This window comes from Pseudomonas sp. NPDC078700, assembly GCF_044542375.1.
GTDB lineage: Bacteria > Pseudomonadota > Gammaproteobacteria > Pseudomonadales > Pseudomonadaceae > Aquipseudomonas.
Map to the genome: position 1 here is coordinate 625142 of NZ_JBITUI010000001.1, position 25506 is coordinate 650647.

Here is a 25506-nt window from a genome sequence, read left to right on the forward strand (position 1 = left end):
TTGAGCACGCTGAATCTAATTTGTATTGAGGCCATTGACCTCAATCACTGAAGTCTCACCGGTTAACTTGTCGGTGATTTGCACATTTAAAGCACCGTCTACATCAACGAAGTCGATAAGAAACGATTCCGTCGACAGACTGCCGGTATTGCCCCCGTCGATATTGGTGAGCAATTGCGAAAGCAGGCGAGATTCTAATTGGCTGCTAAAACGCTCGAGCGCAGTGGTGCCTGTAAACGAGGAACGATCAATGGCGTCGGGGTCATCGTGGTCGTTCTGTGCTTGCGCTCTGTTTAACAACCATGCGCCATTTAAAGGACTGCCCCCGAAGGTTGGGTTTACCGGGGTGTAGACCAACTCAGTGGCCAGTGCCGAATTACTCAAGGCCAGCACGCTAAAACTGACACTCAAGGCTATATGTTTGCTGTTCATAGCTCGTCCTTGTCCAGGTCAATGGTGTCTTGCAGAAGATTTTCGATTTTCCTGCGGGTAATTTCTTCCTTCACAAAGTCTGCTGCTTCATAGGCAGTGGACTTTAGCTCGGCCGTGTTAGGCGGCAGAAAGCGCCGGTAGACGATCCCGCGCTCATACTCGACCCAGACCAAACTGCCCCAACGTGCTGATGGCCGTTCACTCACGACCAAGTTAAAGTCCAGGCGGCTGGTGTCACTGAGGCGCTCGGTGAAGAAGCGGTAAAACTCATGGCCAATATTGGAAATGCTGTTATCCACAATAAATCCCATGATTTCATTTTCGTTGGCCTGCACCGGAGCGAACATACTCAGGCTCATACAGGCAACAATGGCGCGAGGCATAAAGCGCCGGCGCAATAAACGTCTCTGGATCTGTGCCAATGACATCACCACCCCCCGAGGCTAGAAGCCTTGCCAGGGGCTGCCGGAGCATCTTGATTAAGCCCCTGCATAAAGGACTTATCGGCGACAAACTGCCAGTCCGAGTAATGTTCCATGCCTTCAAAGTCGACCCACTGTGCGGGAAAGTGCGCTTGCTTCATCGGCGCTTGTGCCGACTGGCTATACACACCTGCAATGCGACCGTCGAATGAGAGAATCAGCCCCCATTCATTTGAGCCCGTGATGGGGTCTGCATACAGTTGGCGCAGGTGCCGTTGCAATGAAGGGAACCGTGGGTCCTCAATCAGTTCATCGAGTGTTTGCGGGTACTGAGCAAGGCCCGGGGAAACCTGATAGTAATGGCGCAACGCCTGTGCGTATTGCGTGCCCACCCACAGTAAATCCTGCTCGCGAACACGCTGACTGGTCGTCGACCATAGCTGCCCGGCACCTGCTAACGCAGTGCCCATGATCATGATTAGAAACAGCACGGCAAAATAGCTGAAGCCTTGCTGCTGGCGGTGGAGCTCACCATTGCGCATAAAGGCTCCCATCGCGCGCTTTGCCATTGGCGCCGCTTTTGATATCACCAACCGAGCCACTGACCCCATCAGGTGGCGGCACAATCACCCATAAATCAGTACGCTCGGTGATGGGGTCAAGCGGCATATTGCGTAAATAGCGCTGCTCTACAAGCTGCTCTAAAGATTCCGGGTAATGGCCGGTATCACCATAGAATTGATCCAGCGAGTCGCGCATCACAGCCAGGCTCTGACGCAGCGTTGTTTCTTTGGAGTTATCGAAACTCGAAAAATAACGCGGCACTGCAATCGTCATCAGCATGGCGATGATCGACAGCACGACAAGTAACTCTATGAGGGTAAAACCTGCATGACGTCGCATAGTGCTACCACTGTGAATAAGCGATTGAATTAAGCCCGGTCAACTCAGATAACGAGTAGACATCGAACACATCCTCACCCGAGCGTGGATCCTCTGCAGGGCTGTCATAGGCACGCAGCCCCCATACTTCTTCAATCTCAACCTGAGGCAATGCAAAGGGATCACGTGGGATACGTCGCAGGAAATAAATTTTGCCGCCCTTCGCGTCACGCAAATCACGTACGCCCTCCACCAGAACACTCAGCGACTGTGGGTAACCCGAACCCGACAACGGTTTTTCAATATGGCCTGCGTCGGCTGCCAATTTGTAGGCATCAAGGGCATCACGAATCTGGTGCAGCGCGGTCTTCAACTCTTGCTCTTTACCCCTGCGCACCACTGTTTCAGTAAGGGGTGCGGCAATACTGGCGAGCAATGCGATGATTGCCATGGTGATGACCACTTCAATTAACGTAAAACCTTGTGCTGTGCGCTTCATGATGGCGGCTCAGGGCTTGACGGTTACGGATTGCGGCGTTGGCAACGTTGCAGCTATCAAACGGTTATCCTGACCAATGCCGGAGAACTTGATCAGCTTCATCGAGGTTTGCTGGCTCTGTGCGTCGCTACTCTGTAAGGCACGCACACGTACTTGCAGCAAACCGCCAGAACCGGTCGCACCGTTGCTGCTGCTACGTGTTTGCGATGTTGAAACCACGCCCGCGATTTCATCAAGGCGCGGCGTGAATGAGGTTTTCGTACTGTCATGCTGGAGTAGCCCGCCTTCCAGCACTTCAAGAACCTTCAACTGTGCTGGGTCATACGAGAGCTGTAACGAAGAGCTGTGCAGCGGCTGCCCTGCTTGAGCCTGAAGGACGAATACAGCCTCTTCACCCGCATGCATCTCACTGGGCATTACCCAACTTAAACGCAAACTCTCAGCAGGCACCTTCGGCTGCGATTTAGCCGGTTTTATGGGTTGCGCAGCAGGTGCTGGGGTGTAGACGGGTGCGCTTGGTGGTTCTGCTCGCGCATACTGAGACGCCGATTGCACACGCATGCTGCTCTCAGTGCCCGTTGCGAACTCCATGTCATTAGGGCTTTGGTAAGGCAGGTTGCGCACAATGCGCGGACGGATTGAAAGCACCAGTTCGGACTTTGTATTGGTGTCCTTGTTGCTGCCAAATAAGCGACCGACGCCGGGTATATCACCCAGCCCTGGGATTTTGTTGCCTGTGGAGAGCTGATCGTTGCGCATCAATCCTGCAAGCACCTGGGTCTCACCATCGCGCAGCCGCAAGGTGGTGGTGGCATTGCGTGTATCAACCTGAACAGGAATAGTGCCTTGGCGTGTGGCTTCAAGCGGTGTGGCGTTACTGACTTCAAGCGCTATTTTGATTGCGACTTCATTGTTCAGGAACACCGTTGGCTGCACTTCAAGCTTCAGACCAACATCCAGATAAGTAATGCTTTCAGTAATAACCGGCCCTTGTGTTGAAGGCACCGATGTCGCACTCACAATGGGTACACGCTGGCCGATATGGATACGCGCCTGCTCGTTATTGCTGACGCGGATTACTGGGCTGGCAAGTGTATTGATATCACTGTCCTGTGCATTGATGCGCAACTGAGGTGAAGGCGCAATGCTGATACGACCTGAATCTATACCCCGTAGCTGATCGAGAACACTTACAGGTGAGCCGTCATCATTGATCACCCCAAAGGTATTTGGCCATTGCAACCCGAGATCGAGAATCCGCTGGGTGGCCACTTCCATCACTTCAACCTCAAGTACGACTTCGGGGCTTGATTGGTCCTGTGCCTGAAACAGTTTCTCAGCCATGCGTACCGCATCCACAGTGTCGCGCATGGTCAGGGTATTTAGGCGTTCATCAATGAATACATCGCGGGTTTTGAGCATGGTTTTAACCATATTCAGTGCGCTGGTGGCATCGATGTTGGTCAGGTAAAAAGTACGCATGACCAAGTCCTGATAATCCTTGAGCTTTTGCGGTGCGTCGGGATAGATCAAGATTGTTGTGTCGTTTACGACCTTCTGGTGCAGCTGACTTTGCTGCAGCAACAAGTCGATGGCCGACTCTATCGGCACCTGGCGAACAAAAATGGTCGCCTTGGTTTCTGGCCGAACATCCTTGTCAAAGATAAAATTTAAGCCCGAGGTTTTTGCCAACACTTCAAATATCACTTTAAGGCTGGCATCGCGAAACTCCAGGTTTACCGGGCGGCTAAGTTGCGTGCGCAACTGGGGATACACCGACGCGGAGCGGTCTTGCAGCAGTTGAATATCTCGCTGCAACTGCTTTGCCCCTTGATGCTCTGGATCAAGGGCGTAGATATTGCGCAGTTGGTGCTGAGCACCGGTAATGTCGCCGCGGCGTAACGCAGTTTGACCTTGCACCAGCATCGCATCGATAGTCTTCAGTGCGGTGAGTTGGCGCAGCCCCTCTGCCGCTCGGATGTTCTGCGGATCAATGCCCTCGACCCGGCGATACCCCTGCAAGGCCATTGTGTAGTTGCGCTGGTTGTAATCCAGATCAGCCTGACTTAAGAGCGTCTCAACAATCCGCGTGCGTTGATTGATCAGTGACATCTGAATTTTGGTGTCGCGAGGGGCTTCACGGGCCGCTTCCTCCAAGCGCGCAAGGCCTGCTTCATAGTGTCCGGCTTCAATCATCTGAAGCCCGTCATCATGGGCCTTATTGCTCGCACAACCTGCCAGAATCAAAACCAGAAGCAGGCTGCTGCCAGCTAACAATGATGCGTTCATAAGGTGCTCCCAACTGCCATGGACTGGGAAACTTTCAGAGGCAGATACAACAGCGTCATGTTGCTCTGAGTAATTTTTTCCACTTTATAGGTGCCGCCTATTACATCGCCGACACGCACAACGTGCACCTGCTCGCCCTCTTGCAGAAACACCTGCAAATGAACACTGTCATCGAGTTTTCCGACAAACTGAAACGGCAACGGTGGAGCAACAGGTCGATAGACCACCGGCGCGACCGGGGCCACCACCACGGGGCGATAGGTCGGTACAATGCGCCAGCTGTGTACCGCAAACAGGTCCCGTTGCGGCACATTGGCTACAGCACCGGGGGCCACAGCGCTGGCTACCGAGTGGGCGGGAGCAACAACCGGTTCTATTGCGCTTTTGTTAGCAGGGCCGCGAGGTTGCACAACAGGTTCATCTTCGGTGCTGAAGAAATACTCGGGGATCACCGCGACCAAGATCGCAGCACTGATAAAACCTGCCCAGCACAGCATGCGCTTGTTCATATGCGCCTCGACAAGTACAGGGTCATCCGCACGCGCCCATCTAACTGCGCATCGGCGATATTCCGGCGTTTAAGGTCAACGTTCTCCAACACCAAAGCGGGTACTTTATCGAGTACCGCGTGGAGAAATCGGCGCAACTGTGGATAGCTACCACTGACCGGTAACAGAATTTGATAACGCGCCATACGCGTTTTGGGGTCTACGCCGAGTGAATATTCACCCCGTGCCAGGGCAATATTCTGCAATTGTGCCTGGGTATAGATCTGGTCGATCGCGCGGGTGGCTTCAGCCTGCTCGGGCAACATCTCAAGAAAGGTTTCAAGCTCCCCTCCTTCAGCGGTTGGCGGCGGTAAGATCCCACTTTTAACCTGACTCAGGTATTGCTGGGATTGCGCCGCCTGCACACTGCTGTGTTGTAAACGCTCACGCGCAGGAAGAATCATCAGTGCGGTATAAAACATGACCGCAAGGGTCAAGCTGATGCCGATGACACCCGGCCAGCCAAGACGTCTAATGTGCTCATAGGCGATCAGCTTATTGATGGCCATGGTCATTCCACCAACCAAGTAGCGGACAGGCTGAAACGTACAGGGCGTTCAGGCACCTGCTCCAAGGTTTCATGACTCAACAGCGAGATATCACGCAGTTGTAAGGTACTTTCAAGATTACGGTGAAAAGCCAGCATCGCTTCCAGATTTCGCGCTTCAGCCGTTAACCGCAGTTGTTGCTTGCGGGCATCCGGGGCAATGGAGAGCAACGCAATATCGTCGCGCGGAATGCTCTCCAGACTGTTAAACAAGGCATTCCAAGGCAGGTTCATTTCTGCGGAAATCCTCCGCATTTCGGCTACAGAAACCTCACTACCCTGTCGGCTTTTACGACTGGCACCAGCGCCATTTACAGGCCCTCCTCGCAACTCCAGTTGCATAGCGCTGAGCTTGTCGAGCTCAATGCGCTCAGCCTTCACCAGCAACATATGCGTGCTCAGTACAGCGGCTGCCAGCACGCCGCCAACAAGCAACAACAGCCAACCTAGTGCAGAGGCGATGGCTCGTGGCTGAAAATCCAATTGAAGTTCGCGCATTTCAATTCGCCGCCATCGCCATGGTGAGTAACGGATCCTCACGCTTGCCCTCTTCTACCGGCAGGGTCAACGCCTGAATAGTCACTCCGCAAATCGGCCGTGGAGGTTTGTGGTTACGCGCAGGGGCATGCAGATAAACAGAGTCAAACGCCTGCTGATCCAGCACTTTTAGCTCATGCTCACGGGCTATCAATGCACTGAGGCTGGCATCGGAATCGTCGCTCGTCACCGAGCGAATACTTACCCAACGCCCAGCCTGAGCCTGAATCACATTGCAGCGCTGCGGCTCCGCGACGATAAAGACAAAATCATCTTTTCCCAATGCCGGACGAAAGTAGTTAAAGGCCGCCATGAGATACGGCTGGACGCTGGTCAGGCGCATGCCTTCATGGGCGACCATGCTGTGCAGCTGATCAAACAACACATTTGTCATTGCCGCTGCCAACCGAGCTTGTCCTGCGGGCTCAGGTGAAAGGCGCAAGCTCCAGCCTTCATCTAGCTGACCATAAATATCTTCAAAACAGATCAGGGCATACGCCTCCAGCTCTTGCGGCGTACTAATGTGCTCACTCCAGGGCACGAGACAAAACCGAGTGAATTGATTGGATATCAGCAGCGTCAGTTGCGCACGCTTGCGGCTGTGCACATGCAGCAATAACTGCAGTGCGCTCAAGGCGTCGGGCCACTCAGCAGGCTTACCGGCTACAGGCTGAACGTCCATAGATTCCAGTGCCAGCAAGTTCCGGCCCTGGCGCACAAACAAGGCAACACTGGAAGTCGTCACAACTCCGATCAGGGTATCACGCGCTAAAAGTGACACGATTGATTTCCTCCAGTGTGGTTTTACCCGCTTGCACCAGCTCAAGTGCAGTCGTGCGCAGCAGCCTTAAACCGCGTTTACAGGCTTGCTCCTTAAGTCGTGCAATGGGTTCACGGTCAATAATCAGTTGGCGTATTTCGTCATCCAGTTGCAGCAACTCAGCAATTGCCGTACGCCCGCGATAACCGGTACCGCGACAACGACCGCAACCAACACCCTGTACAAAGCGATAGCTTGAGGCCTGATCCAGCGCGATGCCGGAGGCCTGCAACTGCTCAGCCGAGGGCGTTACCGGTTGCGCACAGGTTGGGCAGACCAGACGAATCAAACGCTGAGCCAGCACGGCATTGAGTGCGGCGACAAAACTGTAGGGGTCGACCTCCATTTGAGTGAATCGACCAATCACATCAAACACATTGTTTGCGTGGATAGTGGTGAACACCAAATGGCCGGTAAGCGCAGACTGAACCGCGATCTGGGCGGTGTCGGGATCGCGGATTTCACCGACCATGATTTTGTCTGGGTCGTGGCGCAAAATTGAGCGCAAGCCGCGGGCAAAGGTCAGGCCCTTTTTCTCATTAACCGGAATTTGTAAGACCCCAGGCAACACGTATTCAACCGGGTCTTCGATGGTGACTATTTTTTCTACACCGTGGTTAATCTCGGTAATCATCGCGTACAAGGTGGTGGTCTTGCCGCTACCCGTTGGCCCTGTTACCAACACCATGCCGTAGGGCTCGGCGGCCAGACGCCGGAGCTTTTTCATGATCGAAGCTTCAAACCCAAGGGCTTCCAGGCTCACGCCCTGCACCTGATCGGCCAGGTCTTGCTTGTCGAGTACCCGCAAGACTGCATCTTCACCGAAGATGCTCGGCATAATCGACACTCGAAAATCGATCTGCCGACCACTGATTGACACCTTGAAACGCCCATCCTGTGGTACACGTTTCTCACCGATGTCGAGCTCAGCCATGACCTTGATACGCGAAATAACCTGCTCTGCAATCTCAGCGCCCTGTACACGGCTGATGCTGTTGAGCACACCATCAATTCGATATTTGATCACCAAACCATTGCCGGTCATGCCCAAGTGAATATCACTGGCATGGATCTTCAATGCGTCGTACAGCGTCGAGTTAACCAACTTAACCACAACACTGGAGTCTTCACTGATACGAGCCAGCGATAGCGTCTCAATGTCTTCAAGCTCAGCAACATCACCCGTATCGGCATTGAGCGAGTCAACCGCGTGGTAGCTTTCTTCTTGGCGGGCCAGATAACCACTTAAGTCGGCAGGATGAACCAAGTACAACGGCGCACCATTGAGACGCGCGTCAATCCAAGCCAGACGGTTGTTATCAAATGGGTCAGCAAAGACCCCGATCAGGGTATTGCCTAGGTGCACCATGACGAAGTCGCGCTTGATCGCTTGGGCCAATGGCAACTGATCAAAGGCTGGGTTGCAGGCAAACAGTGTGTCGCATGACAGCACGGGATAGTGCAGCGTTGCGCCAAGCCGTTGAACAAAGACTTCAGGCTCTAACGCGACTAAAGCCTGCAATGCATCAACAGTACGCATTTGCTCGCCAGCTTGCTGACGTGCCTGAGCCAGTAATGCCGCGTCGAAGCGAGTACCCGGTTGCAACGCGGCAACTACCGGCACGGTCCCGACTGCGAGGGAATGACTGTCCATACGATGCCCTCCTTGATCCTCTGCGCGAACTGCAACCTGAGGTGGCCGGCGCTGCTACCTGCCTATCACCTTGGCATCCATACCCATGAACATCCGAGTAGCGCTTACACTGTCACCCAGATTGCTTATCGGGGTGACGTCAAACTGGCATTGATCAAGGTTCGTACTGCCCGACCAAGATCTTTCAGTGGAAACGGCTTAAACAATATCTGCTCGATCCCGTGTTGCTGTGCTTTGGCGCTGACTTCAGCGACTGGTTGTGCAGTAATCAACACACATTTACATCCCCAGCCGTGCCCCATTGCATCGAGCACCCCAAACCCTTCCATGTCAGGTAGGCGAAAATCCAGAACGATTGCTGCTGGCTCATAAAGCCTGGCAAAGCTGATTGCGCTCAAACCATCATCAGCAACCAGCACTTCATGGCCCATCATTTCCAGATAGTCCTTGAAGTTCTGTGCGAGTACATACTCGTCCTCGACCACCAAAATCCTATTGTTCAAAGCTGTTGCTCCTAGCACTGAATCCAACGCTGCGTCTGATGCGGATAGAGTACTTACGTGGAGGTTTGCACGCTTCATGCCAGGCACTCATGTGCCTAGTATTGCTGCACTGCGCGGACTTCACTGACTTTTTCAAGGCAAATAATCCCCCACATATTCCCCAATAATGGGGAATATGTTGATCAGGCAAACCCTGGCCCCAAAAATGGGGGGAGTACATAAACGCAATTAATAAGGCTATAAGCCGCTAACCACCTCGACCTTGCCAGTGGCCCTTAGCTGTTCGAGCGCAGCTACGCGGGCGGCCTGCCGACGTTGCTCCTGCAAAAAGTCACGAACCAACTGCATCCCTTGCTCTTGCGGCAGTGGGCTGGGCGGTAAATAGCTTTCAAGCAGAATCAGATGCCAGCCGAAAACAGTCCTGACCGGCAGGCTCACTTCTCCAGGCTTTAGTGCAAACGCGGCACTCTCAAATGCAGGCACCATTGTTCCGCGGGAAAAGTAACCCAGGTCGCCCCCCGCGCCTGCGGTTGTGTCTTGTGAGTACTGTTCAGCCATTGCCGTAAAATCAGCACCCGACTCGATTTGCTCACGCACCTCCAGCAACTGCTGGCGTGAGGCTTCATCGGCGACGGGATCTGCAGGATCACTGGCGCTTAACAGAATATGTCGTGCCCAAATTTGTTCAGGTTTCTGCAGGTACTGGCGATTCGTCTGATAGACCTCAAGCACTTCAGCCTCATCAACCGGCTCGACCACACTCAAGGTTTCAAGCATGCGGCCAGCCACTAATTCACGGCGCAAATATTCGCTAAAACTCTGCTGATCGAAACCGGCTTTGCTCAGCTCACGGATAAATTTTTCCGGGCTGCTAAAGCCTTGTTTAAGTGTATTTAGCTGCTCTTCAAGCTCAACCTGACTCACATCAATGCCACGTCGTTGCGCCTCTTGCCAGAGCAGCTCTTTGACGATCATCTGATCCAGCGCTTCACGCTTAAGGCGTTTATAGGTGTCGGGATTACGAATACCGCCAACACTTCGCCCCTGCGCCTGCAAATATTCAGTGAAGTAGCGCTCTAGGCGAAAGTTGCTTATTTCAGCGCCATTGACCCGTGCGGCAACGCCTGTTTCACCGCCGTGAACCACAGTGGCGAATAGCAGGAAAAAAACTGCTGAGATGGGTATACGCATTGCAGCGCCCTCTAGAGATCCGAATCAACAGAGATGTATTGCCCCGTAGCCTGAAACCGCTGGGTAGAACTATCGACCATCACAATGTGTGCGCCCGATGCGCCGACTCGCTGACCAGGGCCAAAGCTCAGCATCGGTGTCAGCCCAGTGCGAAAGTTATGCAGGTTTTCAAGCTCAGTGATGAGCTTTTCACGGCTGACCTCACGGCCTGCGCGCTTGAGCCCTTCGCTTAACAGCAGTGCAGCGCAATAGGCACTCACTTGCAGCACCGCATGGGCACTACCCAATCCACTTTGAGTGCGAATTGCTGTGAGCGCCTGAACCCCTTCTTCAGTCCAATCAGAGGGCACAAAGGGATAAGCAAGAAATACGCGCTGGTTAAAACCCCTGGCAATATCCAAGGCTCCACCAGCAACCTGTGCAGAAACGGCAAACAGATAAGGGTATTGTTCGCGCTGGTTCAGGCCTTCTGTGAGCTGATTAAAGGTTTGTGATTGCCCGAGAAAGAACACCGCCCCCCCTCTGCCTGCACTCATCACCAGGTCATCAAGATTGTCTTGCTGATAAACCTGTAGGCTGATCTGCTGCCAACCATCGTGCTGCAGGCGTAATTGCAGCAATTGCGCCAACCGCTGTTGAGCAGGATCCTGTGCGTAGACGATGACCCCATCAGACTGACCAACCGCCAGTGATTGACGAGCAAATTTACCCAACGCCTGAAGCTGTTCCACAACCCCTGGCAAAGGGGCAAAAATCAATCGATTTCTGGGACCTTCGCCACTCAGTTCGAGTGCGCCCACCAGCGGCACCCCACGGGACTGCAATAACGCGTCATATTGCCCGTCAAGTGCAGGCATCATTGGCGAGACAAGGGCAAACACCTGATTTTGGTCAAGTAAGGTATTGAGCGCATCGACACCACTGTGCCGATCAACGCCGGCATCCACGACAATCAGTCGCAATTGACGACCATGGATACCGCCCGACTGATTGATCGCCTCAACTGTGCCCTTGAGTACTTGCGCCACTGTAGTCCCCAGTTCAGCCAGAGGGCCATGCAATGGCAGCAAGGTGCCAATACTCAACAGGTCGTGTTGTACGCCTGGGTCGCGATCATCCTCAAGGCGTTTGAGGTAAGCATTGAGATTGCTCATGTCATGCATCGACATGACAAACCTCGGCATAGCCGGATCAAGCGTGTTGCCGCCAGGATCAACGCCTTCGCTCACCGCTCTGGCAATACCGGCATCGGTATAGGCAGGGTGGCTGCGTCCATTACTGGCCAATTGTCCGTAGGGCACCGAAAGCCGTCGCCAGGTGATATCGGGGGGGCGCACGCCACCTTCCGGTCGCCCTCGCCCGTCAGCGCCATGACAATTGGCGCAGGGCACAACCGTGGCTGGAACGGCTGCACTGGAAGCGCCCACCAAGGCCGTAATATCAGCGCCCGTCGCACTGATACCCTGAGTAAAAAGCTGTTTGCCAGCGGCCTCTTCTGGCGTTAACTCCAACGCAACAGCGTGACCGCAGACCCACAACAGAGTGCCAAGCACATGTGCAAATCGAGCCACGTCTCTCTCCTTGATTAACGCCCGGCGATTGGCATAGAGAGCAACTTCAAACGTTGCACGATGGCGGGAACGGGCGCGTCTGGACGAATTTTGCTCCACTGTTTATGCGCAACATCCCCGGCTATCAACTGAGTTGAGTGCTGTTCCGGGCTTTCAATAAAATGCCCCAGGCGCCCCAATACCAAATCCATATTGGCCTGAGTGCCGGTCAAAAATATCCAGTTGGCCGAATCTGCCCCGTGCTTGCGCGCGTATTCGGCCAAGACCTGCGGGGTATCGCGCAGTGGGTCGCTGGTCAGTGAAATAAAGGTGACCTTTTTTGCTGCCTCTTCGCCCATTGCTTCGCGCACCTCTTTGAGCTTGCGCGTAATCAATGGGCAGGCATCTTCACAGTGGGTGAAAATTACATTGAGTACTACGATGCGATCTTTGAGTACATCGCTGTAAAAACGCACGCTTTCACCCTGCTGATTCAGCAGCAGGGTATCGGTGAAATAGGTTTGGGCATCGTGCGTTCCTTTGACCTCTAAGGGCTGCACTGCTGGTGCTTGGGTTGTATTGGCGTGACCTTCATGGGCGACCGCAACGCTGATACTCATGCTTAAACCGATGCTCAATAACCAATATGTGTTCATTGCTGACTCCCTTCATGGCCAGCGATATGTTGGGCCTCATACTTGGCGCGGCTGAGCTGTATTTCCTGAATTTTGGCGACCAGAATATTCGGATCGGAAAACCCATAAAAACGCGTCCACTGCCCGCTGCGGCCATCACCGATCATAATTAAAGCCGGGTGTTCTTTAAGGTCAGGAGACCAAGCCCCCAGTTGCTTGAGCGTATCGGTAATCGCCTGTGGCTTGCCGGTCAGCCAACTCCAGGCATCTCCTGCCCCCATGTAGCTCTGCGCATATCGGCGTAGCTGCTCAGGAGTGTCGCGCAACGGGTCTACACTGATCGAAATCAACTGCACGGGTGGACCGGCATTGGCCTGCAGCTGCACCTCTGTCTTTTTCATGATGGCAGAAACCACCGGACAAACCGTTGTACAACTGGTGTAGATAAAGCCCATTAGCACAATTTTATCGGCCACCAGATCGGGTTCGAGCCGCACGGACTTGCCGTCCTGATTAACCAGTTGCACATCAGCAAAGGTCACGCGGGCTGACTCTTGCTTCATCACAGTGGACTGCTGCGTCATGTGCTGAGCATGTTCATCCATGTTGTGTTGCGCGTGGTCATCCATAGCCTGTACAGGTCCAAACGACACGCTCAGCGACAACGCTATCAAGCTACCAATATTTACCTGAGTTAAACGGTGCATGGTAAAACCCTCATCGAGTGGTGATCAGTTGCGTGCCGTTGGCGAAGCAGTACTCCCCTGAACACGCAAACTGCTGTACGACTGTGCGCCGAATGGCAAATGCAGCGAATCAGCGCCCACATGCAGGTAATAAACGCCTGCTTTGGCCAGTTCCAAAGACGCCTCATACACGCCATCTTTTAGCGCTTTGGCCGGAACTTCCTGGGCATGCGATGAGGGGGCCATGAAGTAGCGCACTCGCATGTCTTTAACCCCACTAAGCGGGTTGTTCTCCCGGCCTTGGGTCACCCGAAAACGTGCAGTTACAGGAGCGTTCAAGGTGGCAACAGAATCACTTGGCAAATACTCGATACGAGGCTTGGCGTATTGCTGCTGCAACGCCGGATTGACCTCCACCTGCGCAGTAAAACAATGGGTCAACTGCGGTTGATTCATCATGAATGCAATGTCCACCGCCCCCGATACAGGCAGCTTGATGCGCGTGCTATAAACACCGGGCTCAACTTCTCGTAAGCTACGATCTACCACCGCCACGGCACGTGCGCTGTGGCCACGATTGAGATAGCCAAACATCGGCGCGTTCATGCCTTCCATATAGAAATATGTGGTGTTATCGACCGGGTTAACCACAAACACGGCGTTGCCATCGCGCCCTGGATCCATGCTCTCAGCCAACGGCAGGTTACCCGCCAGTTTTGGCGCTGAGGCGCCGGCTTCAAAGCTTTGCAGGATTGGTTTTTGCCCTGCCCCCAGGGTCGACAGGTTGACCATGCTCACCCGTGAAGTCGCCAGACCACGAATATAGGCATACGCCTTGGTGAAGGTCAGCTGATAGGGTTCGGCAGTGACCTCCAGCTCATGAATGAGGTTGTCACTGGCCGCATCAATTACCAGCGCTTGGTCTTGCAGTGTATTGAGTACAAAGCCGTAACGGCCATCTTCGCTGAACTGCATAGGCCCGACACCCTGACCCACCTCAATTACCTTGCGTATTTTTAAGCTATTGGCATCGATTACCGTGATCAAACCTGCCTTACCGTCTGCCACATAAACGGCTTGCGATAGCGCAGAGAAGCTCAGTGATAACGGCGCAGGTCCGGTCTCCAGCGTAGTGACCAGGGTCAAACTGGCGATATCAATAACACTCACCGTACCCGAGTCTCGGTTGCTCACGAACCCGTAACGCGAGTCACTGCTGAAGACAATTTCATGATGGCCTTTACCCGTAGCCAGACTAAGCACCTTTTCACGGGTCTGGGTATCAATGACCGTCACCCCACTGCTGGCTGCCTCAGTGCTGTTATTACCGACCCAGAGGTAACGTTCATCTGGTTGCAGGGCAACGCGAAAAGGTTCGACACCGGCTGGCACACTGAACTCGACCTGAAATTTTTCAGCATCAATAATCGCCACTTCACCTGCACTCGGCATACTTACAAACATGCGCTTATCGTCTTGGCTAACCACCCAGTCTATGGGTGGTTTCTTCAGCATAATCAGCGCCATCGTACTGGTGATGCCACCCAGTGAAGTATTCGGATCAATCACCGTAATGCTGGCGTCTTTGTTGAGCACCATCAGGTAATAACTGTTCAGGTCCATCAGTGGTTTGGCGTTCAGCACGCCCTTCAAGTACAAACCTATACGTGATTTGCACTGCATTTTCTGACCTTCACTGGACATGCCAGCTTGCCCCTGATCCATCCATGCACCGGGTGCAATTGCCGACAGTGGCTGCCCTGAAGCCATATCACTGACGCGAAAACGTACATCCGCTAATGTGCCTTCCATCAACCCTTCAGCAGGATTGAGCGGCCGTATCTCGAACTCGACCGCAACGCCATCTCGCTCAAGGCGAGTTGGTGTTATAACGGCGCTGTTCAGTGGTTGCGCCACTGCTGCGGAGCCGCTGTCTGCGGCGGAGACTGCAAAGGCCACAAGCGCCAAGCTGCTAGCCAGCATCTGCGCGATTTTTAAGCAGGTATTCACAAGCACTGCCCTCCTTGATACGACTCAACCCGCGCTGAGACCTTCCCTAGCAAGGTCTCAACGCTTTACTGCTTTCAGGGTTGCGGAGTCTGATCCGGCTCATCACTGACCCGTAAAATCCCCCATAAACCATTGGCATTTCCTTGCCCCGCATAGTCGCGGTAGAGGTAGTCACCGGGTACGCCATTACCACCACCAGCACTTGGAAACATCATGCTGAAGTGCGCCGCAGGCAGTACGCTTTCCTGAGCACCGATAAAGGTACTCTCCGGGTTCCAGCCGAAGCGTATTGAACCCACGCCCGGATATTTGCTTGGGTAGCCATTCTCATCCGAATACTTGGATTGGAAAGGCGAACGTGCCCAGTCGTGTCCGGTCAGTTGAAAAATGCTGCCGCGACTACCGCCCGTTGGCAGCACCACATGAGTACGGAACGGCTGCCCTGGCTTAACACGCAGGATCGGCGTAACCGGATCAGCTCCCACCAACACGTTGCTATAGGCCATGTGTGCATCGAGGGTGTCCCCCCAACCATTGCCATTGGCACGGCCAAACGGGGCATTTGGGGGTAGCCGCAAGCGATACCACAGCGGTTCGGTTTGATAGTTAATCGCCATACCCGAGTTATCTTGTGGGTCGCCGTTAACTCCAAAGCCTTCCGAAGCAATATTTTCTAACGGCCGACCACTCGCCCAACGCATGTTGAGTGACTTCTGCCAGACCAAGGCAAAATCACGATAAGACGAGCCCTCCGCAGGCTGCACGGTGGCGGCTGCGCGCATCCCGGGGTCCTCGGTCCATGTCGCACCTTGAGGCACAATACTCATGGCCCCACCCAGTCCCTTTTGCCCTTGCTTGATCGGGTCTGCAGGGGTTATCGCCAGCCCACCAAACTCGACAGGGGTGGCTTCGATGTTATCGACTGCCCGACCCAAACGAACCAATGGCCGCCCCTCACGCTCCAGGTGTCCCGCGTAATACTGATAGGTCTTAGTCGGGTACTCAGCGCTGTTCGACGATTTCGGCGGCACGGTTTGTACCGGGTTGATCCCGACGTTGGCACCATCGGAGCGGGTAATGTCGTATGCCAGTAATTGCGCGTGCATACCCACATGGCTTGAAGGTTTGATCAGGTTATTACTGAACGTGGTAACACCATTGGCGCTATGACGATCGCGCTTGACGACTCCTGACATAATCGCGGTTTGTGGTAAATCAGGCATATCCTCAGGCAAGCGATTCTCAAGGATTACGCTGATACATTCCCCAGCGGCTGCGCGCAGCACTAACGGCTCAATAGGCACGTTCGGTTTTAGCTTGCCATTTTTATTGAGGTCATCCTTGCGCACATACATGATCGCGGTGGGGTCATGCAGTGGGCCACTTTGCCCACCTATAGTCGAAATGGTTCCATCCTCTTCGTCAATCACCGTGACCTGGGCAATGCTCACAACCCGTGGGTTATAAACCAATGTCCCACCATTTGGCCGCAACGGCCCGCCCACATGCAGGCCTGCTCCATCAGGATCACCAATGGTCAGATTAAGCGGGTTTTTGAGGATGTCATTGGCCAATGCCGCAACAACCTCATACTCGCGCTTGACCGTTGGCCGCTGGCCTACACCATTTGGATTGGGGGTGAAACGTGGGCAAACACCATCAAAGGACGACGTGTTGCGTGCCGCGACTGGATGCGGGTTATTGGGGACTGGGAATAGGTCGGTACGCGGCTCTTTGTAGTTACGCATGATCCCCCACATACCATTCCAGTAACCCTCAATGGACGCATCCATTGAGTACAGATAATCACCGGTATCGCTGGCAGAACTTGAGGCCATTGCAATAGGTGCAGCAAAGCCCATCTGTTCAGAGATACCCACCATTTGTGAGGCGCGCCAGCCAGAGTTAGAGCTGCTGCCATAGCCTGTGCCCGTGTGCAGCCACTTGACGCCATGCAAGGTCACGTTGTGCTCTTCTTCGTGGCCGCCCGCATGCACCCGTAGCCTTACGCTGTCTCCAGAATAGGTGCGCAACAGCGGTGTAAAAGGGTCACCCGGAAGGTCACCGGCCTTGTTGATATTTGGTGGAAATACGGTTGTGCCACCGGTTGGACCAACCGCACTGGTGATCGCACTCGGTGCCAGGTTCATGGCAGCAATTGCACGGTCAGTACGGGTCTGCAAGGCATAGGCAAGATCACCTGCCAGGCCTGCTGACTGCATCCCTGGCTTGCCGTCTGGGCCCAAGCGGTTAGGGTCATAAACCCGTAAGCCAACCGGTTCATTACGGTAGTTGACTACAAATATCCCAGGGTCATCGACCGAAATAGCCTGCGGACAAGGTCGGCTAGGACAACCCGGACTGCGGCCTCCTGCCAATTCCTCATTCTGATCCAGCAATGAGCTGGCTACACCCCGTGCAGGCGGATTAATGGCATAGCGAAAGCTCTCTGATGTGGCTGGATAGCTACTTGCATTGGGCACACCGTCAGGGCCAGCCCCCACATACACACCCGCTTCGTAGGCATGTTGGAAGTCGCTGTATTCAAGGAAGAACTCACGGAACGAATCGTTTGAACCATCGCCATTGACATCATTGGTGGCAATAACCGCTTGCCATGAAGTCGGCCCGCCATCTTGCCTGCCGGCGGCATAAAGTGGCTCGCCTGTCTCGGAGTGGTACCAGGTCGAGCCAGCGGGTTCAGTTAACACCGTGGCGTAAAGGCCGACCTGTTGGTGGGTCGATGGGCCCAGGTGATCATGGGTAAAAATATTGCCCAGGCCACGGTCAATGTTATGCACATTGACCACCGGATCGGCAAACCATCGCTGCATGGCTGTACGTGCCCCCAGCCAGTCAGCACGATTGTATTGGCCAAAGAACGGATGGTTCTTGGCGATAGGACAATCTGCAGTGCCATCACGCGGATCGCTGCCATGGCATTCATTGAATTCACGTATCGCCTCAATACGCTCAACCACACTGGAAGGTGCCAGCAGGCCATCTTCATAATTCCAGCCATTGGCTGAGCCATCTGCAGAGGTCAAATCCCATTTTGGCAAGTGGATATGCTGACCGATTACATCGGTCGGTGTACGCACCTGATAGTCATCAAGCTCATAAATACCGGGAATCAGGTTGGTTTGTTGATACATGGTGCAATCAAAGGTGTTCATCCGCATCACAAAGGGCTCAGGCGGACGCTGTTTGTTAATAACCCCCCACGCGTCTTCCCACAGCGCCAGCATGCGGGTTTGCGGGAAGTGATAACCAACCTTGTTGAATACGGCGTCAAATTGAATATTGGCGGCTTTATAGACCCGAGGGTTATCAGCCGTAAAGGTTGATGAGCCGGTGAAAGTCATGCCGTCAAGGCGCTCACCACTGACAAACTCACCTATTCCGTTAGCCGCCGTCAGGCGCTTCTGCCGATCATCGATGCACGGCTCGTAATAGGGCGCGCCCGCCACAGGCAATGAACCATTGGTTTTGAATATTTTTGGCACCACTTGCATATCGGCCATCACGGCAAAGCTTGGGTGGCTGGGCTTGGCATGGTATGCCATAGCGGCTTGCTCAACATCAGTCCCCTGCTCGGGGTAATACACGGCTTTAGCTCGGGTAATGGTCTTTGAAAAATCCAGCGCGTTGGTGACCACAACCGCATCTCCGCCTGCTGCGACGCCTTCAAGCGAGTGCCGTGGCAAACCACCGTCCCAGCCGCCCGACTGCGCAGGGTCAAGATTGCTCCAGAGCGCATCACCACTATCGCGCAATTGCTGCGCCAGCGTGGCATCAAGCATGTCCAGTGGTGGGGTCGGTGGGCGCTGGCCAACGGTGCTTTCCATACCGGCAATCCAGAACGGATAGCCTGGATTCTTCAAGCTGCCATCGGCGTTGTAGTTGGCTGCGCTGCGGTCAACCAGTGCAACAGAACCAATAATCTGCGCATGACCACTAGAGTCATCACCTTCTTCTGGACCGTGCTCGTCGTCATCGTCCTCGTGAGCCGCGACCAAAGACTGGCCGATCTTCGGCACCACAGCCACCTTGCCAGGCATCGGCGGCATGGCCTTGCCGGGCAGTGGTACTATGGCTGGGATTGGCGTACCGGCGATTATTTCTCCATCCGGTAATGCCCTTGCTCCGGAAGCTGGCAAGCCACTGCGTAAGGCAAAGGGTTCAGTATGAAAGCCATTTTCCCCTTGCGAGGAAACATCTAGCACCGTGCCCTCTTCAAGCACATCATGGACCCGCCACATGGCCCACATGCCTTGGGCAAAGTGAGGGTAGAAGTGACAATGGTAGATCGCATCACCGGCTACCCGGTTACGGTTACCCGAACCACCATTGGCAATTTCATAGGTATAACCCGCGCCTGAACCTATGCCCTGCGCATCGATATAATCAGAGTCATCGTCATTGGGGTTAAATAGCCATTGATGCCCATGCAGGTGGAAAATATGTTGCTCGGAACCTACGTGGGTATTGCGAAACTTAACGAAATCCCCAGTGTAGCTATGGCTCACATTTGACGGCTCAGCCGGATACAGCGCCATGTTCGCCTTGATCCCTGTCGCGCTGGCAGGAGGCACTTCGCCCGGACGAATATTTTCCAATCCAACGTTCGCTGGTACATCCACCAACATGGCCACATCACCGACGGTATGGGCGCTGAGGAAAAACTCTTCATAGGCGCAAGACAAACAATCGTGCATAGGCCCTACACCCAAGCGATTGGCCACCACTTCAGCGCCCATCCCACCCGAGCCGTAGTTGATCATAAAGCTGTCGCGAGTCGGCTCCAGCACATGGGCGAATACGGGATCCGCCCAGTAACCTGGGAACGCCTGGGCGGCAGCGGCTTCATCATGGAAGGCACTGGCAAAATCACGGAAGGGTTCAAGCCGATTAGGTAAGGCGGGGTTACGCTTGCCAATCGACTCCAACGGATACGTCGCGGCTGGAAAGCTACCGTCAGCATTAGAGCCCAACACAATCGCATCACTGTCTGACGAAATGATCTCATTGTTATCGACCATTGCAAGTACGGGACGGCCAGCCTTGCCTTCGGTCAACCAAGGCTCACTCATCGGAAAACGTGCCTGGTAATCGACAATCGGCTGGCCAGCGGGTGTACGCCCGGTGGTAGCTAAACGAAGTTCCTCTTCGGTGACGACGTTGCGGTAGGTACGCCCGCCTTTTGGCACAACAACAACCTGAGCAAACAAGCCATTGGCATTGTTGCCTGAGGATGCTTCTCCGCCAAAAGTTGCCCCTTGGCTAGTCGCTACAAATGCCCCCTCATGCTCGGCATAAAGGGTATAAGAGCGACTGCCGCCTGGAGCGATCAGAGAGCTTTGATTACGCCCGACGTTGGTCGAGGTGTCGTCAATGGAGTTGACTGGCTGTAACCCATTGACTTGAAAACCGACATGACGATCTGCAACCTGATCATCTATTTTGAGGGGATTATCACCGTCAAACTCAGCTTCGTTTTCGTCCCCTTCAATCTCCTCTTCAACCTCGCCGTTTACATCGTGATCACTGCGCGGATTGGACTGCGCGGTGAGCAGATTCTGTAGATTGATGGTGATGCAATCCCCTGCTGCTACTCGCAAGACCAGAGGCCGCGGGCGCTTGTCAGGGCGTAAAGTAACCTCGCCCGGAACGACCTGTCCTCCCTGGGTCAGTAGCACCTGATTTTTATCCACCACATCGCTACGCAGCGCGAACATCATGCCATTGATGTTTTGCGCACCCAGGCGGTTAAACATCAGCGGCTGGTCAATTGCCACAATATTAGCCACCAGGTTTCGCTCACAGCTAATAGCCGCTTGCGCAGACTGTCCAAAGCCCCAGGAACCGATTGCCAATGTGATAGCAATCAGTTGCTGTGCTGACATAAACGAGGTGTGGCTACGAGCCTGAAATACGCCACAGTATTTGCTTGGAGCCGAAGCTGTCTGTTTCATCTTGGCTGACCTCAGGTCGGTTCAACGAAACCCTATAGGTAACAGACACTCAGCAAACCCTATGCCAAATTTAAAACCGTTAATTATCAATAAGTTAAAATATCATCTGGCTATAAACTGGGGGATTTCCCCCAGTATTTACCCACTCTCGCGCAACCCACCCAAAGCCACGTAATGCGCAAAGACAACGCGCACAGAGGCTGTGATCAAATTGTCAAAGCGGTTCCCCCGACATTGGGGGAAATCGCCCACATGCGGGCGCTAATAACTTACATCGCCCCTCGGGTTACAGAGGCTTGTAAGCGCTGATAACGCTCAAGTACGGTTGGAACATAACGTTGAGTTTCAGGGTAAGGCGGGATGACACCACCGTTCCGAAGGACCGCATTGGGTCCGGCGTTGTAAGCCGCCAAAGCCAGGGATATGTCGTTATTGAATAGCTCCATAAGGCTTTTCAAATAGCGTGTGCCGCCACGAATATTCGCAGCGGGGTCCCACACATCAACGACTCCCATATCGCTGGCAGTTCCGGGCATCAATTGCATTAAACCTGCAGCTCCTTGCTTAGAAAGTGCCCGCGGATCGTAATTAGACTCAGCGCTGATAACGGCATGGATCAAGGCTTCCGGCAGCTGATTTTCCGTCGCTGCAGCACTGATCAAGGCATTGTAGGAGTCACTGTTTACAGGCTTTGCGCTTAACGTTGCTGCGGGCGGTTTTACTGCAGAAACCTTAGGCTCACGAATAATCCGGACATAGCCAGCATCAGCCTTGTAGATATTGGTCAAGGTAATCGAACCGTCTTCAGCGGTGGCACTGTATACATCCGCCAGCGCGTTATAAGTACACGCGGTCAGTAACAGGACAACGGCTGCAAACCTGCCGACATTGCTCATACTTCACCCTCCATTGTGAGCCATGAGCAGCAAAATCATCAGACAGTGCTCGCTCACTTGCCTGCTCCCCACACGCAAAGCACGTGCCGATATTTGACCTAGGTTTTTTTCTTGGCCGAGGTCGAGCTGCGCTTGCACGCCTCTTGCATAGCTCGGTTTTAGCGTCCAAACATGTGGGTACTGCGGGAGATTTTCACGATGAAACTACATCGACATGTCATGCCCTATCACACGCGGGGGTTCACCTTGCTTGAGCTGCTCGTCGTGCTGGTTGTGTTGGGGTTACTGGCCGGGATAGTTGCGCCCAAATACTTCAGCCAACTGGGACGTTCCGAAGTCAAGGTGGCCAAGACACAGATAGAAGGCCTCGGTAAAGCATTGGATATCTACCGACTAGAAACCGGGCATTACCCAACCACAGAACAAGGCCTGACAGCGCTTACCATTGCCCCCAGCGATGAACCGAAATGGACAGGCCCCTATTTACATAAATCGGTGCCACAAGACCCTTGGGGGCGCGAATATGTTTACCGCTCACCTGGCGAGAATGGAGAGTTTGATTTGCTCTCGATGGGCAAGGATGGCCAACCGGGTGGCGACGGTGAAAACGCCGAAATAGTCAGTTGGCAATAACGGGACAAGACTATGCGAATTCGGGTTAAAGGGGTCGGCAAATATGCAGCCATCACCACCCAGGTGTTCGAAGCGTCGAGCCTGTTAGATGCGCGCAAGCTAGCAGAAGAACAAGGAATAAAAGTCCTTGCGATCCACAGTGAACAGCGTTGGAGGCTTCCAGGTTTAAAAAGCAGAGAGCACTTTTCATTACTGCTCTTCAGCCAAGAACTCACGACCTTATTGAACGCAGGCCTAGCCTTGATTGACGCACTCGAAAGCCTGGCCGAAAAAGAGTCGGCCCCTCAAGCACGACGGCTTCTTGGTGATTTGGTGCGGCTACTTTATGAAGGTAAATCACTGTCGCAATCACTTGGCCAGTTTCCTGATGTATTTCCGGCTCTGTATGTCGCCCTCGTCCAATCCAGCGAAAAAACCGGCGCGGTAGGTGAAGCGCTCGGTCGATACGTGGCCTATCGCAGTCGCATGGATGAAGTCCGGCAAAAAGTCATCAGCGCCTCAATCTACCCGGCTCTACTGTTTATTGTCGGCTGTGGGGTTTTATTATTTCTGATTGGCTATGTGGTGCCGCGCTTTAGCTTGGTTTTTGAAAGCGTGGGCAGCAACATGCCCTGGCTGTCACAAGTGCTGCTAAGTTCGGGGCAGTTCTTACACCAACACCAAAGCAGCTTGTTGATCGTTGTGATTTCGGTGTTGGTGCTTGCGGTGGTTCTGCTGCGCCAAGACCGAGTTCGTCTGGCTCTAAACCGACTGATCGAACGCGCTCCAGCTGTGCGTCAACGAATTTTCATTTATGAACTGGCCCGGTTCTATCGCTCTCTGGGTATTCTTCTACAGGGCGGTATTCCGATTCTGACAGCCATGACCATGGTGCGTGGCCTGCTCGGAGTCAACTCCAGAGTGAAACTCGACCAAGCTGCCGAGCACATTCGGCAAGGGCACGCGTTGTCGAGTGCCTTCGAGAACAATCAGCTGTCGACACCTGTGTCAATCCGCATGCTTCGAGCCGGTGAGCAATCGGGCAATCTTGGTGAAATGATGGAGCGCACTGCCAACTTTTATGATGAAGAAACCGGACGCTGGATCGAATGGTTCGTACGCTTATTCGAGCCGTTGCTAATGACTTTTATCGGCCTGATCATCGGGGTCATCGTGGTCCTGATGTACATTCCAATATTCGAACTGGCCTCTAGCATTAAGTAACCGCAGGGTTGCCGAATCGCTGGTAAAGACCAATTTGGCGCGGCCACCTCAGCGCCGTCATCCCGCTGTTCGACTAAAGGCATTCACTGCCTCTAAGCACACCTTTATCCAATTCCCAAATCATTAGAACGGCTCAAGCATCCACTAAATTGGGCAAAGTGCCTGCGCGTCAAATAAAAACCGGCAAAACTTTAAAAAGCCAAAAACGTGATGTCACTTCAACATCGCACAAGGATAGCGGATAAAATCCGCCTCCTTTTTGCTGGCAAAACTGCTGGCCCCACTGCCCATACAAGGACGTAGCATGAAGCTTGCTCATTACCTGTGTCTCAGCACACTGTGTCTGACGCTGACTGGCTGTATTTCATTTACCCCTGCTGGCCCAATTGGTCTGTCTGATCAACTTGCCCCAAAAACCCTGCCCCGGGCAGCAATGATTGACGATGTGGTTATTTCCGATATGCAGATCAATAACGACCTGCGCATCACCCTGAGCCGCCAATTTACTGAGCAGCTGTCAAACCGCATTGAACAAGGTGAATACTTCAAACAGGTGTTGAGCTTTCCCGCCAAGCTGGGGGAAGACGATGTGATGCTTAAGTTCAATTTCAGCTCGCTAAAGGGCAAGCGCACGCCCCACCCTGCCTACTTTCCCGGTGCCCTGCTCACCCTAACGGTATGGATCTGGGTAAACGGCCCTATTTACGTCGACAAATATGATCTGGCCGGTGAGCTGTCGATTACGGACGCCCAAGGCAAAGTGCTGACCGATAGCAAAAAAGTGATTAAGCGAGATGAAAACATCGGCGCTTGGGACGACGATTATTTCACCACTACCCTAGGCTCGGTGCAGGTTAATGAGCTGGTGGAGCAACTGATTCAAGACAGCACCGAACAACTCGCCAAGCTCTGATAAGGACATCGCCATGAAACCGCTTTTTGCCGCAATTTTAGCCTGCCTACTGCTCAACCTAACCGGCTGTATTTCTTACTCAAACCATGAACTTGCCAGCGTTGAGCAGTGGCCGCCGGCAGCCCCTGCTGCTCACAAACCTTCCGCCTTCGTGAAGGTTTATGCTCAGTATTTGCACAATGATGTGGCTAAATCCGGCGGCGTTAATCAGCCCGGTCTTGAAGCGCTGATACTCAAGGAATATCAAAGCAGCCAACGCTTCGCGTCAGTGACCACGGCCAAGCAAGCGGCGGATATGTATATCAGCGTAAAGGTCACCAATAATGAACGTTCAAACCTATTCAGCGCGGCGCTAACCGGCTTTAGCCTGTTTATTATTCCCACCCGTTTCACCAATCAATTGACCATGGAAACAACCTTTAAGGACGTCAATGGCAACCTGCTTGGTCGGGTAAAGAAGTCAGAAACCATCACCTCATGGATGCAGTTACTGATGATATTTGCCCTGCCGTTTAACGAGTCGGCCGACAACATCTTTACCCAGTTGAGTAAAAGCACCCTTGAACAAGCCAGCAAGGATAAGCTGATTTAGGCCCCTGCATGCTGGACGCGAGTGGCCCAGCAGGCACCCTATCGCCAAACCCAGGCAAGCGAAGTAAGCCCTTTGCTGGCATCATTGCG

The 25506-nt window shown here is 53.6% G+C and carries 22 protein-coding genes and 1 pseudogene; 4 read left to right on the forward strand and 19 right to left on the reverse strand.

Annotated features, from left to right (window positions below):
- Positions 1–15: 15 nt before the first annotated feature.
- From ACIGCM_RS02955 to ACIGCM_RS03045, 19 genes and pseudogenes are all read right to left on the reverse strand, one after another.
- The gene (locus tag ACIGCM_RS02955; RefSeq protein WP_397500519.1) at positions 16–432 is read right to left on the reverse strand and encodes a curli assembly protein CsgF; all 417 of its coding nucleotides are present in this window, start codon (positions 430–432) and stop codon (positions 16–18) included.
- Positions 429–815, reverse strand: a complete 387-nt coding sequence (gene csgE / locus ACIGCM_RS02960) for a curli production assembly/transport protein CsgE (protein WP_397501104.1) — start codon at positions 813–815, stop codon at positions 429–431. Before csgE ends, ACIGCM_RS02955 begins: the two co-directional genes overlap by 4 nt.
- Before the next feature lie 44 nt (positions 816–859).
- Positions 860–1396, reverse strand: coding sequence for a type II secretion system protein (locus tag ACIGCM_RS02965; RefSeq protein ID WP_397500520.1), 537 nt, complete (start codon positions 1394–1396; stop codon positions 860–862).
- Positions 1383–1757 (reverse strand): type II secretion system protein, encoded by a 375-nt coding sequence (locus ACIGCM_RS02970; protein ID WP_397500521.1) that lies wholly within the window; start codon positions 1755–1757, stop codon positions 1383–1385. Before ACIGCM_RS02970 ends, ACIGCM_RS02965 begins: the two co-directional genes overlap by 14 nt.
- A gap of 4 nt (positions 1758–1761) precedes the next feature.
- On the reverse strand, positions 1762–2235 hold the full coding sequence (locus tag ACIGCM_RS02975) for a type II secretion system protein (RefSeq protein WP_397500522.1): 474 nt from the start codon (positions 2233–2235) through the stop codon (positions 1762–1764).
- 450 nt (positions 2236–2685) lie between these two features.
- Positions 2686–4524: pseudogene (locus ACIGCM_RS02980) on the reverse strand (secretin and TonB N-terminal domain-containing protein); the annotation flags it as partial.
- Positions 4521–5033: a secretion system X translation initiation factor gene (locus ACIGCM_RS02985; protein ID WP_397500523.1), complete on the reverse strand. Its 513-nt coding sequence runs from the start codon at positions 5031–5033 to the stop codon at positions 4521–4523. The pseudogene ACIGCM_RS02980 and the gene ACIGCM_RS02985, both read right to left, overlap by 4 nt.
- Positions 5030–5581: a pilus assembly protein PilO gene (locus ACIGCM_RS02990; RefSeq protein ID WP_397500524.1), complete on the reverse strand. Its 552-nt coding sequence runs from the start codon at positions 5579–5581 to the stop codon at positions 5030–5032. Before ACIGCM_RS02990 ends, ACIGCM_RS02985 begins: the two co-directional genes overlap by 4 nt.
- Positions 5582–5583: 2 nt before the next feature.
- Positions 5584–6117 carry a PilN domain-containing protein gene (locus tag ACIGCM_RS02995; RefSeq protein WP_397500525.1) on the reverse strand — a complete coding sequence of 178 codons (534 nt, stop codon included), beginning with the start codon at positions 6115–6117 and terminating at the stop codon, positions 5584–5586.
- 1 nt (position 6118) lies between these two features.
- A complete protein-coding gene (locus tag ACIGCM_RS03000; RefSeq protein ID WP_397500526.1) occupies positions 6119–6937 on the reverse strand; it encodes a hypothetical protein in 819 nt (272 codons plus the stop codon).
- Positions 6918–8630 (reverse strand): GspE/PulE family protein, encoded by a 1713-nt coding sequence (locus tag ACIGCM_RS03005; protein WP_397500527.1) that lies wholly within the window; start codon positions 8628–8630, stop codon positions 6918–6920. Before ACIGCM_RS03005 ends, ACIGCM_RS03000 begins: the two co-directional genes overlap by 20 nt.
- A 125-nt stretch (positions 8631–8755) precedes the next feature.
- Positions 8756–9133 carry a response regulator gene (locus ACIGCM_RS03010; RefSeq protein ID WP_397500528.1) on the reverse strand — a complete coding sequence of 126 codons (378 nt, stop codon included), beginning with the start codon at positions 9131–9133 and terminating at the stop codon, positions 8756–8758.
- A gap of 237 nt (positions 9134–9370) precedes the next feature.
- Positions 9371–10324, reverse strand: coding sequence for a peptidylprolyl isomerase (locus tag ACIGCM_RS03015; RefSeq protein ID WP_397500529.1), 954 nt, complete (start codon positions 10322–10324; stop codon positions 9371–9373).
- 11 nt (positions 10325–10335) lie between these two features.
- Positions 10336–11895 carry an ABC transporter substrate-binding protein gene (locus tag ACIGCM_RS03020; protein WP_397500530.1) on the reverse strand — a complete coding sequence of 520 codons (1560 nt, stop codon included), beginning with the start codon at positions 11893–11895 and terminating at the stop codon, positions 10336–10338.
- Between the two features lie 14 nt (positions 11896–11909).
- A complete protein-coding gene (locus tag ACIGCM_RS03025) occupies positions 11910–12530 on the reverse strand; it encodes an SCO family protein (RefSeq protein WP_397500531.1) in 621 nt (206 codons plus the stop codon).
- Positions 12527–13216: an SCO family protein gene (locus ACIGCM_RS03030; protein WP_397500532.1), complete on the reverse strand. Its 690-nt coding sequence runs from the start codon at positions 13214–13216 to the stop codon at positions 12527–12529. The genes ACIGCM_RS03025 and ACIGCM_RS03030 overlap by 4 nt, the downstream gene beginning before the upstream one ends.
- A 24-nt stretch (positions 13217–13240) precedes the next feature.
- Entirely contained in the window at positions 13241–15205 is a 1965-nt protein-coding gene (locus ACIGCM_RS03035; RefSeq protein WP_397500533.1) for a YncE family protein, read from the reverse strand.
- Between the two features lie 74 nt (positions 15206–15279).
- Positions 15280–21180: a manganese-oxidizing multicopper oxidase MnxG gene (gene mnxG, locus ACIGCM_RS03040; RefSeq protein ID WP_397500534.1), complete on the reverse strand. Its 5901-nt coding sequence runs from the start codon at positions 21178–21180 to the stop codon at positions 15280–15282.
- Between the two features lie 269 nt (positions 21181–21449).
- On the reverse strand, positions 21450–22076 hold the full coding sequence (locus tag ACIGCM_RS03045) for a lytic transglycosylase domain-containing protein (RefSeq protein ID WP_397500535.1): 627 nt from the start codon (positions 22074–22076) through the stop codon (positions 21450–21452).
- 198 nt (positions 22077–22274) lie between these two features.
- Here ACIGCM_RS03045 and gspG point away from each other — a divergent pair, with 198 nt between their 5' ends.
- From gspG to ACIGCM_RS03065, 4 genes are all read left to right on the forward strand, one after another.
- Positions 22275–22709, forward strand: coding sequence for a type II secretion system major pseudopilin GspG (gene gspG / locus ACIGCM_RS03050; protein WP_397500536.1), 435 nt, complete (start codon positions 22275–22277; stop codon positions 22707–22709).
- Between the two features lie 12 nt (positions 22710–22721).
- Positions 22722–23912, forward strand: a complete 1191-nt coding sequence (locus tag ACIGCM_RS03055) for a type II secretion system F family protein (protein WP_397500537.1) — start codon at positions 22722–22724, stop codon at positions 23910–23912.
- 304 nt (positions 23913–24216) lie between these two features.
- Positions 24217–24825 (forward strand): hypothetical protein, encoded by a 609-nt coding sequence (locus ACIGCM_RS03060; RefSeq protein WP_397500538.1) that lies wholly within the window; start codon positions 24217–24219, stop codon positions 24823–24825.
- 13 nt (positions 24826–24838) lie between these two features.
- Positions 24839–25417 carry a hypothetical protein gene (locus ACIGCM_RS03065; protein WP_397500539.1) on the forward strand — a complete coding sequence of 193 codons (579 nt, stop codon included), beginning with the start codon at positions 24839–24841 and terminating at the stop codon, positions 25415–25417.
- The last annotated feature ends 89 nt before the right edge of the window (positions 25418–25506 follow it).

Bases quoted from the DNA above. Each gene is read 5' to 3' on its own strand.
- ACIGCM_RS02955 (WP_397500519.1), bottom strand. From the start codon at position 432: ATGAACAGCAAACATATAGCCTTGAGTGTCAGTTTTAGCGTGCTGGCC.
- csgE (WP_397501104.1), bottom strand. From the start codon at position 815: ATGCCTCGCGCCATTGTTGCCTGTATGAGCCTGAGTATGTTCGCTCCG.
- ACIGCM_RS02965 (WP_397500520.1), bottom strand. From the start codon at position 1,396: ATGCGCAATGGTGAGCTCCACCGCCAGCAGCAAGGCTTCAGCTATTTT.
- ACIGCM_RS02970 (WP_397500521.1), bottom strand. From the start codon at position 1,757: ATGCGACGTCATGCAGGTTTTACCCTCATAGAGTTACTTGTCGTGCTG.
- ACIGCM_RS02975 (WP_397500522.1), bottom strand. From the start codon at position 2,235: ATGAAGCGCACAGCACAAGGTTTTACGTTAATTGAAGTGGTCATCACC.
- ACIGCM_RS02985 (WP_397500523.1), bottom strand. From the start codon at position 5,033: ATGAACAAGCGCATGCTGTGCTGGGCAGGTTTTATCAGTGCTGCGATC.
- ACIGCM_RS02990 (WP_397500524.1), bottom strand. From the start codon at position 5,581: ATGGCCATCAATAAGCTGATCGCCTATGAGCACATTAGACGTCTTGGC.
- ACIGCM_RS02995 (WP_397500525.1), bottom strand. From the start codon at position 6,117: ATGCGCGAACTTCAATTGGATTTTCAGCCACGAGCCATCGCCTCTGCA.
- ACIGCM_RS03005 (WP_397500527.1), bottom strand. From the start codon at position 8,630: ATGGACAGTCATTCCCTCGCAGTCGGGACCGTGCCGGTAGTTGCCGCG.
- ACIGCM_RS03015 (WP_397500529.1), bottom strand. From the start codon at position 10,324: ATGCGTATACCCATCTCAGCAGTTTTTTTCCTGCTATTCGCCACTGTG.
- ACIGCM_RS03025 (WP_397500531.1), bottom strand. From the start codon at position 12,530: ATGAACACATATTGGTTATTGAGCATCGGTTTAAGCATGAGTATCAGC.
- ACIGCM_RS03030 (WP_397500532.1), bottom strand. From the start codon at position 13,216: ATGCACCGTTTAACTCAGGTAAATATTGGTAGCTTGATAGCGTTGTCG.
- mnxG (WP_397500534.1), bottom strand. From the start codon at position 21,180: ATGAAACAGACAGCTTCGGCTCCAAGCAAATACTGTGGCGTATTTCAG.
- ACIGCM_RS03045 (WP_397500535.1), bottom strand. From the start codon at position 22,076: ATGAGCAATGTCGGCAGGTTTGCAGCCGTTGTCCTGTTACTGACCGCG.
- gspG (WP_397500536.1), top strand. From the start codon at position 22,275: ATGAAACTACATCGACATGTCATGCCCTATCACACGCGGGGGTTCACC.
- ACIGCM_RS03055 (WP_397500537.1), top strand. From the start codon at position 22,722: ATGCGAATTCGGGTTAAAGGGGTCGGCAAATATGCAGCCATCACCACC.
- ACIGCM_RS03060 (WP_397500538.1), top strand. From the start codon at position 24,217: ATGAAGCTTGCTCATTACCTGTGTCTCAGCACACTGTGTCTGACGCTG.
- ACIGCM_RS03065 (WP_397500539.1), top strand. From the start codon at position 24,839: ATGAAACCGCTTTTTGCCGCAATTTTAGCCTGCCTACTGCTCAACCTA.